General features: G+C 63.9%; 13 protein-coding genes. 6 read left to right on the top strand and 7 right to left on the bottom strand.

Annotated elements, in window-relative coordinates:
- Nucleotides 1–2: 2 nt before the first annotated feature.
- Genes AC1C2Q_RS08060 through AC1C2Q_RS08050 form a run of 3 tightly spaced genes read right to left on the bottom strand, consistent with a single transcriptional unit; the run spans nt 3 to nt 4,259 of the window.
- Entirely contained in the window at nt 3–674 is a 672-nt protein-coding gene (locus tag AC1C2Q_RS08060; RefSeq protein ID WP_495449669.1) for a response regulator, read from the bottom strand.
- A complete protein-coding gene (locus AC1C2Q_RS08055; RefSeq protein WP_495449668.1) occupies nt 671–2,146 on the bottom strand; it encodes a sensor histidine kinase in 1,476 nt (491 codons plus the stop codon). The genes AC1C2Q_RS08060 and AC1C2Q_RS08055 overlap by 4 nt, the downstream gene beginning before the upstream one ends.
- A 37-nt stretch (nt 2,147–2,183) precedes the next feature.
- The gene (locus tag AC1C2Q_RS08050; protein WP_495449667.1) at nt 2,184–4,259 is read right to left on the bottom strand and encodes an APC family permease; all 2,076 of its coding nucleotides are present in this window, start codon (nt 4,257–4,259) and stop codon (nt 2,184–2,186) included.
- Between the two features lie 184 nt (nt 4,260–4,443).
- Here AC1C2Q_RS08050 and AC1C2Q_RS08045 point away from each other — a divergent pair, with 184 nt between their 5' ends.
- Entirely contained in the window at nt 4,444–5,139 is a 696-nt protein-coding gene (locus tag AC1C2Q_RS08045) for a GTP pyrophosphokinase (RefSeq protein WP_495449666.1), read from the top strand.
- 6 nt (nt 5,140–5,145) lie between these two features.
- Here the strand turns inward: AC1C2Q_RS08045 and AC1C2Q_RS08040 are convergent, their stop codons facing one another.
- Entirely contained in the window at nt 5,146–6,180 is a 1,035-nt protein-coding gene (locus tag AC1C2Q_RS08040; RefSeq protein ID WP_495449665.1) for a LacI family DNA-binding transcriptional regulator, read from the bottom strand.
- A 125-nt stretch (nt 6,181–6,305) separates the two neighbouring features.
- Here AC1C2Q_RS08040 and AC1C2Q_RS08035 point away from each other — a divergent pair, with 125 nt between their 5' ends.
- Both AC1C2Q_RS08035 and AC1C2Q_RS08030 read left to right on the top strand, forming a co-directional pair.
- On the top strand, nt 6,306–7,562 hold the full coding sequence (locus tag AC1C2Q_RS08035; protein WP_495449664.1) for an AGE family epimerase/isomerase: 1,257 nt from the start codon (nt 6,306–6,308) through the stop codon (nt 7,560–7,562).
- A complete protein-coding gene (locus tag AC1C2Q_RS08030; RefSeq protein ID WP_495449663.1) occupies nt 7,562–8,476 on the top strand; it encodes an ROK family protein in 915 nt (304 codons plus the stop codon). The genes AC1C2Q_RS08035 and AC1C2Q_RS08030 overlap by 1 nt, the downstream gene beginning before the upstream one ends.
- Nucleotides 8,477–8,478: 2 nt before the next feature.
- Here AC1C2Q_RS08030 and AC1C2Q_RS08025 read toward each other — a convergent pair whose 3' ends face one another.
- Complete coding sequence (locus tag AC1C2Q_RS08025) at nt 8,479–10,254, bottom strand: class I mannose-6-phosphate isomerase (protein WP_495449662.1); 1,776 nt, start codon at nt 10,252–10,254, stop codon at nt 8,479–8,481.
- Nucleotides 10,255–10,480: 226 nt separating this feature from the next.
- Between AC1C2Q_RS08025 and AC1C2Q_RS08020 the strand changes: the two genes are divergently transcribed.
- From AC1C2Q_RS08020 to AC1C2Q_RS08010, 3 genes are read left to right on the top strand one after another with little or no spacing between them, the layout of a single operon-like run.
- On the top strand, nt 10,481–11,755 hold the full coding sequence (locus tag AC1C2Q_RS08020) for an ABC transporter substrate-binding protein (RefSeq protein WP_495449661.1): 1,275 nt from the start codon (nt 10,481–10,483) through the stop codon (nt 11,753–11,755).
- Nucleotides 11,728–12,687: a carbohydrate ABC transporter permease gene (locus tag AC1C2Q_RS08015; protein WP_495449660.1), complete on the top strand. Its 960-nt coding sequence runs from the start codon at nt 11,728–11,730 to the stop codon at nt 12,685–12,687. Before AC1C2Q_RS08020 ends, AC1C2Q_RS08015 begins: the two co-directional genes overlap by 28 nt.
- 2 nt (nt 12,688–12,689) lie before the next feature.
- Nucleotides 12,690–13,499 carry a carbohydrate ABC transporter permease gene (locus AC1C2Q_RS08010; RefSeq protein ID WP_495430557.1) on the top strand — a complete coding sequence of 270 codons (810 nt, stop codon included), beginning with the start codon at nt 12,690–12,692 and terminating at the stop codon, nt 13,497–13,499.
- Between the two features lie 20 nt (nt 13,500–13,519).
- Here AC1C2Q_RS08010 and AC1C2Q_RS08005 read toward each other — a convergent pair whose 3' ends face one another.
- On the bottom strand, nt 13,520–14,734 hold the full coding sequence (locus AC1C2Q_RS08005; RefSeq protein WP_495449659.1) for an amidohydrolase: 1,215 nt from the start codon (nt 14,732–14,734) through the stop codon (nt 13,520–13,522).
- Between the two features lie 30 nt (nt 14,735–14,764).
- Complete coding sequence (locus AC1C2Q_RS08000; protein ID WP_495449658.1) at nt 14,765–15,415, bottom strand: TetR/AcrR family transcriptional regulator; 651 nt, start codon at nt 15,413–15,415, stop codon at nt 14,765–14,767.
- Nucleotides 15,416–15,511 lie beyond the last annotated feature (96 nt).

The raw sequence follows: 15,511 nt of genomic DNA, 5'->3' as shown, positions 1-15,511 counted from the left end.
CCTCAGAGCACCAGGCGATAGCCCATCCCGGATTCGGTGAGTAGGTGCGCGGGCGATGCCGGCTCCTGCTCGAGCTTCTTGCGCAGCTGCGACATGTACAGCCGCAGATATCCGGAGTCGGAGACCTGCTCGCTGCCCCAGATCTCCTTGAGCAGATCCTGCCGGGTGACGAGAGCGCCGGGGTGACGGGCGAGGTGCTCCAGCATCCGCCACTCTGTCGGCGTGAGGTGCACCCGTGTGCCTGCTCGCGTCACGGCCTTCGCGGACAGATCGATCATGACATCGCCAAACTGAACTGTCGCCTCGCCGGTCGCGGGCGATGATCGCCGGGAGAGCGCACGCAAGCGCGCGAGGAGTTCATCCACTTGGAATGGTTTCGTGACGAAGTCGTCGGCTCCGGCATCCAGCGCCTCGACCTTGTCTGCCGATCCGGTGCGGCCGGAAACTACGATGATGGGCGCTGTGGTCCAGCCGCGGAGCGCGTGGATCACCTCGATCCCGTCAAGCCGTGGCATCCCGAGGTCGAGCAAGATGATGTCGGGGTGATTCTGCGCTGCCGCGGCGATCGCGGCGGCACCGTCTGCAGCAGCCACGACGTCGTATCCGTGTGCGGCGAGCGTGATGCGCAGAGCCCGCACCATTTGCGGATCGTCATCGGCGATGAGGAGCTTCACTCTGACTCCTTCGTGTCTGGCGTTTCGGCCGCCAGTGGCAGCGACACGACCATGGTGAGACCGCCGCCAGGGGTATCCTCCGGCGTCAGGCTCCCACCCATCCCCTCGGTGAATCCCTTCGAGAGGGCCAGGCCCAGTCCGAGACCGGTGTTGTTGTCGGTGTCGCCGTAGCGTTGGAACGGCTGGAAGATGCTGCGCTGGCGTTCGAGGGGAACACCTTCGCCATGATCGATGATGCGGATCTCGGCACGCTCGCCAGCCCGAATCGACGAAACAGTGACGCGGCTGCCATCCGGCGAATGCGCCAGCGCGTTGGCGAGCAGATTCACGAGCACCCGCTGCAGCAGCACCGGATCGGCGTGCAGCGGGGGAAGGTCCGGGTCCAGCGCGAGCTCGACGTCGGAGGGGCCGAGGGAGAGCTCGTCGAGAGCAGACAAGACGCTGCCTGCCGCGTCTACCCGTGTCGCGGAGACGGCGAGCACGCCTGCCTGCACTCGGCTCACATCGAGGAGGTCGGTGATCAGCGTCGACAGCGTCGTGAGGCTCTCGTCTGCGGTCGCGAGCAGCTCCGCTCGATCAGATACCGAGAGCTCGTGCGCGCCGCGCAACCCGCCGATCGCGGCGACTGCGGCCGAAAGCGGGCGGCGAAGGTCATGGCTGAGGGCGGACAGCAGGGCGCTGCGCACCTGATCGGTCTCCGCGAGTGCCTCAGCCTCACGTGCCGTGGCACTGAGGTCGGTGTGTTCGATCGCGGCGGAGAGTTGCGCAACGATCACATCCACGAGCCTGCGCGACGGGGCATCAAGCGGCCCGCCGTGCAGCTCTAGAGATGCGCGGGCCCCGCCGTCAACACCGTGGCCCACCGGAATCGTGGTCTCACGGCCATCGGAGACGGGTTCGCCGTCCATCGCCAAGACTTCGCCGTCCGCTCCTACGAGCCGCACACCACTCAGCCCGAACGCCGCCCGCGTGCGGGTCACGAGTGCGAGCACAGCGCTCTCGCCGCGGAGCACATTTCCGGCGACCGAGGCGAGCAGCTCCGCTTCGGCGGTGGCGCGCTGGGCGGCACGTGCACGGTTCGCTGCATGCGCGACGATCAAACCGACCAGCACGGCGATGATCACGTACAGCGCGAGGGCCACGATGTGCAGCGGATGCGCGATCGCGATCGTGAACACGGGCGCGACGAACAGCAGATCGAGCGCGATGCCGGAAAGCAGGGCGGCGAACACCGCCGGTCGCAGCCCTCCGATCATGGCGACGATGACCACGAGCAATTGATATGAGAGCACTTCGTAGGTGATCGACTCTGGACTGCGCAACGAGAACAGCAGCCAGGACAGCAGCGCTCCGCCGATGAGAGCCGCCGCGTACCCGGCTACTTCGCGCCGCCACCCCAGTGCTCCGGTGTCGAGACGCGGCAATCTCACGCCGCCGGAGGCACCAGGCTCAGGCATCCGCTCTACGCTCATGTTCCCTCCGTCCTTGCATCCTAGGCTTCCGGCATCCTCAGTCTTGTGGCGACGCAGTCGTGCTGCTGGCAGATTCAGGCGGGCCAGCCGGTCGACGGACGCGCCGCCCGTTGCTGGCCACCGCTCGGCCTGCGCGTTCCTGACCGGGCAGTGGCCGGGAACGGCGTCCATAGATTATTTCCGAGGAGTCGAGCAGCCACGGCACGAGGGTGATGGTGACGCCGTGTACGAGCATGAGCTGGCTCGCGAGGCGCTGGGCGCGGCGGTTGTGCAGGAACGTTTCCCACCAGTGCCCGACGATGTACCTCGGCAGGTAGACAGTCATCACCGAGGGGCCATTCTTCTCGCGATACTGCGCAATGAACTGCTCGACCGGGTCGGCGAATGCGCGATATGGCGACTCCAGAATCAACAGCGGGATCGGCATCAGATGATCCGCCCACTCCTTCTGCAGTCGGCTGGCCTCATCGGAATCCACGGCGATGTGAATCGCCACGGTCTTGTTGTGCCCGGCGGCCACGGCGTAGTCGATTGCCTTGATGACCGGTTTCTGCAGGCGGCTGACCAGCACGAGAGCCACATCTCCCTGCGCGCCGAAGTGGGTGATGTCATCGATCGCGATCTCATGGTCGACGTCACGGTAGTAGCGCTTCACGCCCATCATCAGGAACGCGAGGATCGGGATGGCGAAGAAGACCAAATACGCGCCGTGCGTGAACTTCGTGACCGTCACGATCACGAGAACGAGGACGGTGAGAGTCGCTCCGGATGCATTGATGACGAGGCCAGAGCGGGCACTGCGTCGATCGGATGCCGTAACCCGTGCACCGCGCAGCACCCGCCGCCAATGCCTGACCATGCCGATCTGGCCCAGCGAGAACGACACGAAGACACCGATGATGTACAGCTGGATGAGGGTGGTCAGCTTCGCCTGGAAGATGACGAGAACGGCGATCGCGGCGATGCCGAGCAGGATCATGCCGTTGGAGAAGACCAGGCGGTCACCGCGGGTGTTCAGCGCTTTTGGAGCGTAGCCGTCGCGGGCGAGCACAGCGCCCAGCAGAGGGAAGCCGTTGAATGCGGTGTTCGCCGCAAGTAGCAGCACGCAGGCAGTGGTCGCCTGAATGACGAAGAACAGGATGCTGCCGCCGCCGAAGGTCGCCGCGGCGATCTGCGCCATCAGGCTTGGTTGCGGATTTGAGCAGTCGAACCCGATCAGGTCACACGGGTTTTCGGCGTAGTGCACGCCAGTGATGAGCGCGAGCGCGGTGAGGCCGGCGAACAGGCAGATTGCGATTGATCCCATCAGCACGAGTGTGGACTGCGCGTTGCGCACTTTAGGTTCACGGAACGCCGGGACGCCGTTGGAGACCGCCTCCACGCCGGTGAGGGCGGAGCATCCGCTGGAGAAAGCACGCAGAATCAGCAGGATGACCGCTGCCTGGCTGAGGCTCTCGGCGTGAACCGTGAACTCGGCGCTGGAGGCGATCGGCGCATCCCCGAGGAGCGTACGGGCGATTCCGGTGACGATCATGATGCCGACGGATCCGATGAACAGATACGTCGGGATCGCGAACGCGAACGACGCCTCCCGCACCCCCCGCAGATTCACGAGGATGATCGCGACGACGAAGCCGACCGCCATCTCGACCCGCCATGGGTCAAGCCCTGGCAGTGCGGAGATGATGTTGTCCACGCCGGATGCCACGGAGACCGCGACCGTCAGGACGTAGTCGACCAGCAGAGCCGCCGCGACGACGACGCCGGGGATCTCGCCCAGGTTGCGCCGGGCGACCTCATAGTCACCGCCGCCAGACGGATAAGCCTTGATCAGCTGGCGATAGCTGAGGACCACCACGACGAGCAAGACAATCACGGCCGCGGCCACAAGCGGCGAGAAAGACAGGAAGGTCAGGCCGCCGAGCAGCAGGATCATCACCAGCTCCTGCGGAGCGTACGCCACCGAACTCAGCGCGTCTGAGGCGAAGATCGGCAGCGCTCGCCGCTTCGGCAGCAGCTGATCTGAGGCCTGTTCGGAGGAGATGGGGTCGCCGAGCAGAATGCGCTTGACCAGCTGCGGCGCATCCGCGTTCTCGCGTGTTTCGTTCGTCACGTCCAGCGACGCTACGCGTGATTGCGGAGCCCAAACGGCATCCTTACGGAATCCATACGGCCAGGGCCTGGACGCTCATGGAACCCTCATGCGCGGTCCGGATGCCACGACATCCATGCCTGTGAGACGTGCTCACAGCGAAACGCACAGCCCCTTCTGAAGACGGCCGCGTAACGTCGATCTCATGACGACTCTTCAGGTCAGCGAAGACGACATCCACCAGGCCCGCGAGTTGCGAGATGAGTTCCAGCGCTTCCTGCGCGAGTACGAGTTCGGGATGCGCGAGGTCGAGACGAAGATCTCAATCCTGCGCGACGAGTTCCTGCACGATCACGCGTACAACCCGATCGAGCACGTGAAGAGCAGGCTCAAGACGCCGGACAGCATCGTGGAGAAGGTCGCCCGAAAGGGGATCGAAGAGCCGGACTTCGCGCGCATCCGTAAAGAGATCACCGACATCGCCGGTGTCCGTGTGACGTGCAGCTTCGTCGCCGACGTCTACCAGCTGTTCGATCTGCTCACCGAGCAGGACGACATCACGGTGCGCTCGGTGAAGGACTACATCAAAGAGCCCAAGTCCAACGGTTACAAGAGCCTGCACGTGATCATCGAGGTGCCGGTGTTCCTGTCGACCGGGCCGCTGATGGTTCCGGTCGAGGTGCAGTTCCGCACGATAGCGATGGATTTCTGGGCGAGCCTTGAGCACAAGATCTACTACAAGTTCTCCAACCAGGTGCCCTCTCACCTTGTAGAGAGCCTGTCGGATGCCGCGGATGCCGCGAGCGAGCTCGACAGTCGCATGGAGCGGCTGCACCGCGAAGCGCACGGCGTGCCGCGGCGGCAGTTGCCGCCAGCTCCGCCCCGCGTCGTGCAGGTTTAACCGGCTCTACTCCGGCGCTTTACCGACCACCACAGGAAGTTCGACGAGTCGTGCCAGCGGCTCTGTGACGGTCCCGTCGAGGCGTTCAAAGAGCATCCGCGCCGCCTGAGCCCCCAGCGCACGCGGATCGTGGGAGACGGTGAGCAGCGGAACGGTCAGCAGATCAGCGAGCTCGATGTCATCGAACCCCACGAGCATGGGCGGGGTCTCCAGTGTTCCTTCGCGATGGCGTCTTTCGATCGAGTAGATCGCGCCGATGGTGTTCCGGTTGTTGGCGCTGAAGACGGCGGTCGGCGGGTCGGGGAGGTCGAGCAGGGCGTCCATCGCCCTTCGAGCATCGGAAACGTCCTGCTGTCCGCGTTTGACCAACGCCGGTTCTGGCACGAGGTCGAACTCGGCGAGCGCTCGGGCGTAGCCGTCATATCGGCGGGCCGCGGTAGACACGGACACCACATTCCCGAGGAACCCGATTCGTCGATGCCCTGACTCGAGCGTCGCTTTGGTCGCCTCGTAGGCACCGTTGACATCATCGAGCAGCACGGTGTCGACGTCCAGCCCGTCGACGGTGCGAGAAGCCAGGACAATGGGCACACGCCCCAGGCTCTCCGGGCGCAGGTGCGCACCGCCCTTGCCGGTGGGGACGACGATGAGCCCTTCGACCTTTCGGCCGATGAAGTCGGAGATCAGCTGCGTCTCACGCGAGAGGTCTTCACCCGTGTTGCCGAGCAGGATTCGACGATCGTGCTGGGAGGCGACATCTTCCACGCCCAGGGCGAACTGACCGTAGTAGGGGTTGGCGAGGTTGGTGATTGCGACGCCGATGAGGCCCGACGAGTGGCCGGGGCGGATGCTTCTGGCGTTCTCATTGCGGTGGTAGCCGAGCGCCGAGACCGCTTCCATCACGCGCTGCTGAACGGCCGGGCGCACGTTCTTGCCGCCGGACAGCGTGCGGGAAACGGTCATCGGGCTGACCCCGGCGTGCTGCGCCACCTCACGCACAGTGGGGGCAAGTCGCTGCGGCGGATCGATCGAGTCGGCCACGTGCATCCCTCCTCGCATCGAATGCGCGATCATGTCGGCTGCATACACGTTAGCAACGGACGAATCACAGGCGCGTCGCACCGTCTGATCTCGTCACAGTCTATCGGAGTTGGTATCGTTATCAGATGATCTTCGACCCGGATGCATCGCAGCATCACGACTGGCTCGCACACGAGACCGACAGGCTCATCGACTTCTTCGCGATGGACGATGTCGACGCGCGTCTTCGATTCTGCTGGCGCGACAATCAGGGTGCGCCTGTGCCGGAGCGACCGAGACACCTCTACAGCGTCAGTCGGCTCGTCCACTGCTTGAGTATCGAGCACATGCTCGGGCGAGAGAACGCAGGGGCCTGGGCAAGGGAGGGGGTGGAGTTGCTGCTTTCGCAGTTCCTCGACCCAGTGCACGGCGGCTTCTTCGCGGCGATTGGAGACTGCGATGAGATCGTCTCGGCGCGAAAGGATGCGTACGGTCACGCCTTCGTGCTTTTGGCAGGCAACAGCGCAGTGCTGGCGGGGATTGCGGGTGGGGCAGAGCTCTTCGAAGAGGCCCGGCGCTCCATCGACGAGCACCTCTGGGACGATGACGCGCAAACTGCTCTCGAGTCGTGTGATCGAGACTGGACCTCACCGGACGAATATCGAGGCCAGAATGCCAACATGCATCTGACCGAGGCATATCTGGCTGCCTACGAGCGCACCGGAGAAGAGGTGTTCGCCCAGCGCGCCGAGAGCATCGCCAATCGGCTCATCCTCCACGGCGCCGGGACCAGCCGCTGGCGGATCCCTGAGCACTACACACCATCGTGGACCGTCGATCGACCATACGGCGCCGACCATCCGGATGACCCATTTCGCCCCTACGGCACACTGACAGGACACTCGCTCGAGTGGGCGCGACTTCTCCTCCAGCTGCGCGCTGTGCGGCCGACAGCGGAATGGACGCTCGACGCGGCGATCAGCCTGTTCGACCGCGCGGTGGATGACGGCTGGGACGATGTGCGGGGAGGATTCGTGTATAGCGTGGACTTCGATGGGGCGGTGGTGAATCCGGCTCGGATGCATTGGACGATCGCCGAAGCGATCGGGGCAGCGCTCTGGCTCTATCGGGTCACTGCAGATGCGAAGTATCGCGAGTGGTACATCCGGTTCTGGAGATATGCAGAACGACACGTTCTCGATCGCGAGGGAGGGTCATGGTGGCACGAATTGGACGTCAACAATCGCCCGAATGCAGTGACCTGGGATGGAAAACCTGATCTTTATCACGCGTGGCAGGCGACGCTCTATGCCCGAATTGAAAGCGGTATCGGGGTGGCCAGAGCCGCACGAGACGGCCGCGTCGTGACACCGACCGATGCTGGATCAGGGGAGGCATCCTGATGGGTGACATGACAGGCACGTTGTGGCCGGTGCTGGAAATCGGTGGCACTCATCTGGCCACTGCCGTGATCGACGACCGTGATTGGACGATCGTTCCGGAGTCTGTGTCACATCGTTCATTCGACGCCACCGGGTCTTCGGAGCAGTTGATCGGGGCGATGGCCGATGCCGCCTCCGGCGTCGGCGTTGCACAGGGCGCCGACTGGGCCGTAGCCATTCCCGGGCCCTTCGACTACGAGGGCGGGATCGGACGCTTCGAGCATGTCGGAAAGTTCGACAGCCTGAACGGTGTCGACGTGCGGCAAGGTCTGCGTGCGCAGATCCGACCCGCTCCGGCATCGGTTCGATTCCTGAACGACGCCGACGCGTTCGGCGTCGGGGAGTTCGTCGTCGGAGCGGCCCGCGGTCATGACCGCGTCGTCTGCATCACTCTGGGCACCGGTGTGGGATCGGCGTTCCTTGACCGGGGGGAGCCGGTCAATTCCGGTCCGTCCGTCCCTCCGGACGGCAGTGTTCACCTGCTTCGGCATCTCGGCCGTCCCCTGGAGGAGTTCGTGTCGCGGCGGGCGATCCGGCGCGCCTACTCTGTCGCGGTCGGCCTGGCGTCAGGGAGTGTCCCCGATGTGCGCGAGATCGCGCAGCGGAGTCGCCAGGGTGATGACGCCGCTGCCGCGGTGCTCAGCGAGGCATTCGAGTCTCTCGGCGTCGCGCTCGGTCCGGTGGCCGAGCGCTTCGAGGCCACGGCCGTGGTCGTGGGTGGATCTATGTCCAGATCATGGGACATTGTCGGGCCCGCCCTCCGTCACGGAATGACGAAAGGCGGGCCCGACAGTTCGACGGTGGCTCTACATCCTGCACAGTTCCCGGCAGAGGCCGCATTCATCGGGGCGGCATACGGGGCGAGCCGAGGTTAGCCTCAAGCGTCGCGCTCAGTTCCACGCACGTATGCCGTGACGGTGCCGAGCTGCTGGCCCAGGCCTTTGCCGTGCGGCCGGAGGACGTAGGGCCCGACTGCCGCCGGAATGATGAAAGTCTCGGCATAGTGCACGACGAACGGCGCGAACGCACCGGTCGGGCTCTCGACGACCGCCTCGGCGCCCTCGACCAGGTTCAGCACATGCACCGTTCCGTGGGTGTCGCCGTTGACAGCTTCGGTGAACCAGTGGCGACGTACCTCGATGAACTCCAGCTCGTGAAGACCGGTGCGTTCCTCTGTCCACCCGGGTCCCGATGCGATCTGGTCGATCTGGCCGACGAGTTGGTCGGCGACCCACTCCGTGTCGCGGTTCCACTGGATGTTCGGTATTGCGTGCTCGAGGTGGATAGGGCGAGGCTTGCCGTCGAGGCCGAGCCTGTCCCAGTCCCACATCTTGAACGTGAAGGTGGAGGGCGTCGCGGAGATCTCGAGAACCATGGTTCCCGCGCCAGAGCAGTGCACGGTCCCGGCCGGGATCGCGAAATGGTCGTGCTTCTTCGCTGGGAAGGTGTTGACGTAGTCCTCGGCGGGAAAACTGATCTCGCCGCGTGCGGCCGACTCGAGATCTGCGGTCATCTTTGCCGGGTCGATGCCGGTTTTCGTGCCGAGGTAGACGACAGCATCCTCTTCGGCATCGAGCAGGTAGTAGCTTTCATCCTGCGTGTAGTGCTTGCCGAACGTGTTCTGTACATAGCTGGTGAGAGGGTGCACCTGCAGGGAGAGGTTCGCGCCACCCATCGTGTCGAGGAAGTCGAAGCGGATCGGGAACTCCGCACCGAATCTTGAGAACGTGCGCTCTCCCAGGAGCCGCTGTGGCTCAGTGAAGACGATGTCGATCGAGGGCAACTCGAAGAGTTCGTCGCCGATGCTGAGCAGAATACTGTTCTCTTCGGGAACGCAGTCGAAGCACCAGGCGTAGTTCTCCGCCGTCCGATCGAGGTCGAACGACTCCTTCATCCACTGCCCACCCCACACTCCGGGGTCGAAGAACGGCACGACGCGGAACGGCGTCTGCACAGCGGTATCCATTGCGGCGAAGAAGGTGTCCGCGGTGATGAGCTTCGCTGCGGAGCTGGATCGATTGGTGTCGAGCACGAAATCGATCTGGGGGAACAGCGAACGCTTGTGTCGGTCTGCGACAGCCCACTCGACGAAGTATCCACGTTTGAATTTGCGGATGCTGTCTTCGGAGTGGTTGTTGCTGCGCCAGTTGGGGGCACCGTTGCGCTGACGCTGTTGGATCTCCCACCGCGCCATGTCAGCGAGTACCAGGACGCAGTGCGGGAGAGGAACGAGCGCGCTCCCCCAGCCGATGAGGACGGTGGGCGTATTCGACGACAAGACCCTCCCGGCGATCGCGCTCAGCCGATCCTCGTCATAGAACTCGACGAGGAGATGGTGGCTCAGGACTCCGAAGACCCGATCATCCGTCAGGTTTCGTGCGAGGAGTTCGTCGAGCGCGTCGACGGACTTTGCGGCCTCGGTCTCCACATCGATGACCGTATAGCCGGGGAGTGCCTCGCGTATTGCCGCGCTGAGAGCTGCGATGTCGGTGCCAGGATAGGCATCCACGACGATGAGCGGTTGACTTCCTGCGCTTTCTGCAGTGCGCGCCACCTCAAGCCACGCCTCGTCACCGCGCCACACGTGATGGTCTCCGGGGACGACGATCACCGGTTGCTTCTCGTAGCTTGTGCGGGGAGTTCTTGCTGCCACAGTGCTCGTCCTTAACATCTTGGGGAACTTTTGATAACGTTACCATAGCCAATTTCGAGCTCGATTGCTGCCGGAAAACATCTTTCTTCAGTCTCGACTCGGCGCGTGGTATCGTTACCAAACTTCATCAGCCACGTGATCTCGAACCCTAGAGAAGCACCCGGCACTCATCTTGTTATCAAGGAGGATTCAAGGCATGAACGGCAGACACAGCACACTGAGACGGGTGGGAACTGCGACCCTTGCGCTTGCGCTCGGCGTCGCGTTGGGAGGCTGCGCCCAGGGATCATCGGGCGGCGGCGGCGGGCAGGGCTCCGATTCCGCCACCGTCACGCTGAACGGCGACCGCGCTGACTTCGCGGAGGGGTATCTCCTCGCCGGTGAGGCGCTTGAAGGCATCACCGGAATAGGCCTGGAGGCGCAGAATGTGCCCTCGACCGAGAACTATCAGCAGGTCGTACGTTCTTCGCTGCAGACCAGCAGCACAACTGATCTCGTGAAGTGGTGGAACGGGTACCGGCTGCAAGAGCTGGCTCGCACCGGCGGACTGGCAGACCTGACCGCGGAATGGGAGTCGGCCGAAGAAAAGGGCTGGGTGAACCCCGAGACCCGCGACAGCTTCTCGTACGACGGCAAGGTGTACGGCATGCCGATGTACAAGAGCTACTGGGTGATCTTCTACAACAAGAACGTCTTCCAGGACGTCGGCATCGAAGTGCCGACGACCTGGTCGGAGTTCGAGGCCAACAACGACAAGCTCAAGGCCGCCGGGGTCACACCGCTCTTTGCGACCCAGCAGGCGGGGTGGACCTCGTTCATCTGGTACGCCGAGATCCTCTCCAAGCTGGATCCGCAGTTCTACGCCGACCTCATGGAAGGGAAAGCCAAGTACACCGACGAGACTTCGCAGAAGGCTATGCAGATCTGGTCGGACATGTACGCGAAGGGCTACTTCACTGCGGCCGATGTGGCGTGGGACAACGAACCCGCGCTCCTCGCCGAGGGAACTGTCGCCCAGGTGCCGATGGGAACGTGGCGCAACGGCATCTTCGCTGACACCGGGATGACTGAGGAAGACTACGGCGCATATCTGCTGCCGGCCGTGGAAGACGGAGTCGATCCTTCTGTGATTGTGGAATCTGGCACGATCGCGGTGGCAGAGAAGGCACCGAACAAGGATGCTGCGCTCGAGACGATGGCCAACTGGCTGAGCCCCGACGTGCAGCAGCCCTGGGCCGATGAGATCAAGGACACCTCCGCGAACCCGATGGTGACGACCGACGACCCCATCCTCACCGAGGTCCTCGATGCGGTTTCCGCGGAGAAGCCCACCGAGCTCGTGCGCTTCTGGGAGGCCGGGCCGCCCCCGCTCATCGAAGGAAGTGTGCAGTACTTCGGCGCGTTCATGGCCAACCCATCCGAAGACAACATCATGCCGACGCTTGAGAAGCTACAGACGCTGGCTGACACCGAATGGGCGAACTGGAAGGCCGCGCAGTAGTGCGCACCGCCACACAAGCGCTCACGACGGCCGGGTCGGGGAAGAAGGCTGCTCCCCGACCCGGTCGGCACGGTGCACACATCCGGGACCGAGCCGCCGCCATCCCGTTCCTCACGCCCGGTGTGGCGCTGGTCGGCGTCATGCTGCTCGTTCCGTTCGTCCTGACGGTGTACCAGAGCCTCACGAAAGACAACGGCTTCACGTCGACGTTCATCGGGCTGGACAACTACGCGCGTCTCTTCCAAGACCCCACGTTCCTCCAGTCACTGCTGAACACGGTGATGTGGACGATCGGGACGCTCATCCTGCCCGTCGGTATCGGGCTTCTCGTCGCGGTGTTCACGAACGGCATGCGCGGTGGTCGCTGGCTCCGCTATGCGTTCATCCTCCCGTACGCGCTCTCCGGCACGGCAACGGCAGTCATCTGGGGCTTCATCCTCCGCTCCGATGGAGCGCTCAATCAGGCGATCGCATTCTTCGGGGGCATCCCTCCGGCATCGGGTTGGCTGCTGGAATGGCCTACCAACACGATCGTGATGATCCTGGCGAGCACTTGGCAGGCGACCGGTGTGGCCGTCATCCTCTTCCTCGTGGGCCTTCAGTCCATTCCGCCCGACACGATCGAGGCGGGTTCGCTCGACGGTGCGAGTGGGATGCGCCTGTTCTGGCATGTCGTACTTCCCCAGCTGCGTCCGGTCACCGTAGTGGTTGTCGGAATCTCCATCACGAACAGCCTGCGCGTATTCGATCTCATCTGGTTGCTGACCAAGGGCGGCCCTGGTGCGGTGTCCGAAACCCTCGCAGTGACGATGTATCGGCAGACGTTCATCATCGGTGACTACGGGTACGGCGCGGCCGTGGCTGTCGTCCTGGCCATCATCGTCGTTGCGGCGTCGTGGTTCTATCTGCGCCCGCAGTTGAAGAAGGTATGACAATGATCGGCAGAACCATCCGCAACGTCGTCGTCATCGTGTTCGCCATCCTCTGGCTGATCCCGGTCTATCTGCTTCTGGTCAATGCCTTCGTGCCGGTCGAGGATTACACGGGTGCTCCCTCGTGGTTCCCTACCGGGTTCGGCTTCTTCGAGAACATCGCACTGGCGTGGACGCAGTCCGGTCTCGGCGCCGGCATGCTGAACAGTCTTTTGTACTCCACTGTCTCGGCGCTGATCGCGGTCTTCGCCGCAGCGCTCGCCGGATTCGCGGTCATCGTGATGCCGACGAGGCGGCCGACCCTGTGGTTCTGGGTCATCTACCTCGGCACTTTGCTGCCTCTGCAGATCTTCCTCGCCCCACTCTTCAAGGCGTATGTCTCGACCAACCTGTACGACACGAACCTGGGCATGATCCTGATCTACTCCGCGATTTGCGTGCCGTTCGCATTCTTCATCGTTCGCAACTACCTGACAACGCTGCCTCCGGAGGTCACCGAGGCCGCGAAGCTGGACGGCGCCGGGTGGTCGCTGCTCTTCTGGCGGATACACCTGCCGCTGATCCGGTCGTCTTTGTTCGCCGCGTTCATCTTCCAGTTCACCTGGGTGTGGAACGATCTGCTCTTCGGCATCACGTTGACGACCAGCCCGGATCGTCGTCCGGTGATGGCGGCGCTTGCCGAGATCAACGGCGGATTCTCGAGCCTCGGTCCGCCGGTCGTTCTTGCGGCGGCGCTCGTCGTCTCGCTGCCGACGGTGATTCTCTTCCTCACGTGTCAGCGATTCTTCGTCTCCAGCCTGCGGCCGGTGTGAGTCGGCGCCCGTGCGGCGGCTCAGCCGAAGAACTCCCGCACGGCCGTCGACATCGCCGTCACGCCGATCTCGATGGTCGGGTGGATCTCCGGTGCGAAGAACGGCGAGTGGTTCGTCGGAATCTCGCTGTCGACAGTGCCGTTCGCAACCGCGGTGGCGTACTTAGCGGGGTCCAGCCCGCCCCAGAACCAGAACACCAGAGGTGCGCCGGCATCCCGTGCGAACCATGACACGTCTTCACTGCCGGTGAACATGCCCGGATCGATCACCGCTTCGTCGCCGAGCACGCGGCGCAGTGCGGTGGTCACCCGCGAGGTCGAGTCCTCGTCGTTGATCGTCGCCGGGAGGGTGTGGTCGGTGCGGATCTCCGGCTCGCGCTCTGCGCCGGATGCCGAAGCCTCTGCACGGACGATCCGCTCGACGCTTTCGAGAACCTTCGCGCGCATCTCGTCGTTCGGGTAGCGCAGACTCAGCTCGAGCGTCGCTTCAGTGGGGATGATGTTGTTCTTGAGCCCGGCGTGAATCGAGCCGACGGTGACGACTGCGACATCCTTGGGGTCGACCTCGCGAGAGGTGATCGTCTGCAGCCGCATGACGGTCGCTGCCGCCATCACGATCGGATCGATGGTGGTGTGCGGGCGTGACCCGTGCCCGCCGCGACCGTGCATGGTGACGGTGAGACCATCGGATGCCGCCATCTGCGTGCCGCTGCGCACGCCGATGATTCCGGCCGGGAACGGCGTGACGTGCTGACCGAGCACGATGTCGGGCTTCGGGTAGCGGTCGAGGATCCCGGCATCCAGCATTGCCCGCGCTCCGGCGCCGTACTCCTCGGCCGGTTGGATGAGCACGACCAGTGTTCCTGACCATTCGGCGCGCTCGGTGACGAGCTTTTCGACGGCGCCGATCATCGCGGTCACGTGCATGTCATGGCCGCACGCGTGCATCACGGGCACGGTGTGTCCGGCGGGATCGACGCCGGTCGCGGTGCTCGCGTAAGCCAGTCCCGTCTGCTCCTGCACGGGAAGCGCATCCATGTCAGCGCGAGCCCAGACCACAGGGCCATCGCCATTGCGCAGCAGAGCGACGACGCCGGTGACGCCGACACCCTCTTCGACCTCGAGCCCGAGATCGCGCAGGTGTTCGGCGGCGATGCTGGCTGTGCGGGTCTCCTGGAATGACAGTTCCGGATGCCGGTGCAGGTCGATGTACAGGGACTCAAGGTCGATGCTCATGGCCTCGACTCTATCTGTGCGATGCCGGGATCAGGATGCCGCGACGACGTAACTTTGCAGCTCCGGCCCTGGACGCAGCACCCCATTCACGATCGCACGGATCGCGAACTCGCTCGCCTCGCCGAGTTCGACAACATCCGGATGCAGCAGCCACTGCAGCTGCAGCCCATCCATCACCGCGAGGATCGAAGCGGAAGCAGCCGCGATCGTGCCCGGCTCGATCACGCCCTCCTGTGCGCACAGCGCGTGGAAGGCCGTTGAGACCTCACGACGCAGAGTCGTGTAGCGATCCTCGAAGAAGTCGCGCGCCGCGTGACCGTCGGTCACAGACTCTGCAGAGAGCACCGTGTACGCCTGCACGATGCCTGGCCGCTGGGCATTGGTGAATGCCGTGCGAACGAGGTGCAGAAACAGCTCTGCCCCGCCAGGGATGTGCTTCTCGAGCAGCTCGGCGACATCGTCCTGATCGCGGAAAGCGAGTACCTCGAGCAGCAGCTTCTGCTTCGAGCCGAAGTGGTGAAGTACCCCGGCGTGCGTCATCCCGACCTGCTCCGCGACGTCGGAGAGGGTGCCGTTCGTCGACCCCTTGTTGCCGAAGATCTCGATCGCGGCCTTCAGGATCTCGGTGCGCTTCTCGAGCGTGGCGGGGCGCGTTCGCGTCTCCGATGAATCAGTTGCCACGGCATCCTCCTTGGGCGAGTGTAACGGTCTGGCAAAGGGTACTTGCAAAGCTTACTGACTTGTAGGTAATCTCACTGAAGTTTACTTTCTCATGAG

Source organism: Microbacterium sp. Y356, from assembly GCF_059445355.1.
The sequence above is the reverse complement of the archived record's forward strand: the minus strand, read 5'-3'. Positions and strand labels throughout refer to the sequence as shown.

Excerpts from the sequence above, each read along its gene's own strand:
- AC1C2Q_RS08055 (WP_495449668.1), bottom strand. The coding sequence starts at position 2,146 with ATGAGCGTAGAGCGGATGCCTGAGCCTGGTGCCTCCGGCGGCGTGAGA.
- AC1C2Q_RS08045 (WP_495449666.1), top strand. The coding sequence starts at position 4,444 with ATGACGACTCTTCAGGTCAGCGAAGACGACATCCACCAGGCCCGCGAG.
- AC1C2Q_RS08035 (WP_495449664.1), top strand. The coding sequence starts at position 6,306 with ATGATCTTCGACCCGGATGCATCGCAGCATCACGACTGGCTCGCACAC.
- AC1C2Q_RS08030 (WP_495449663.1), top strand. The coding sequence starts at position 7,562 with ATGGGTGACATGACAGGCACGTTGTGGCCGGTGCTGGAAATCGGTGGC.
- AC1C2Q_RS08015 (WP_495449660.1), top strand. The coding sequence starts at position 11,728 with ATGGGCGAACTGGAAGGCCGCGCAGTAGTGCGCACCGCCACACAAGCG.
- AC1C2Q_RS08010 (WP_495430557.1), top strand. The coding sequence starts at position 12,690 with ATGATCGGCAGAACCATCCGCAACGTCGTCGTCATCGTGTTCGCCATC.
- AC1C2Q_RS08005 (WP_495449659.1), bottom strand. The coding sequence starts at position 14,734 with ATGAGCATCGACCTTGAGTCCCTGTACATCGACCTGCACCGGCATCCG.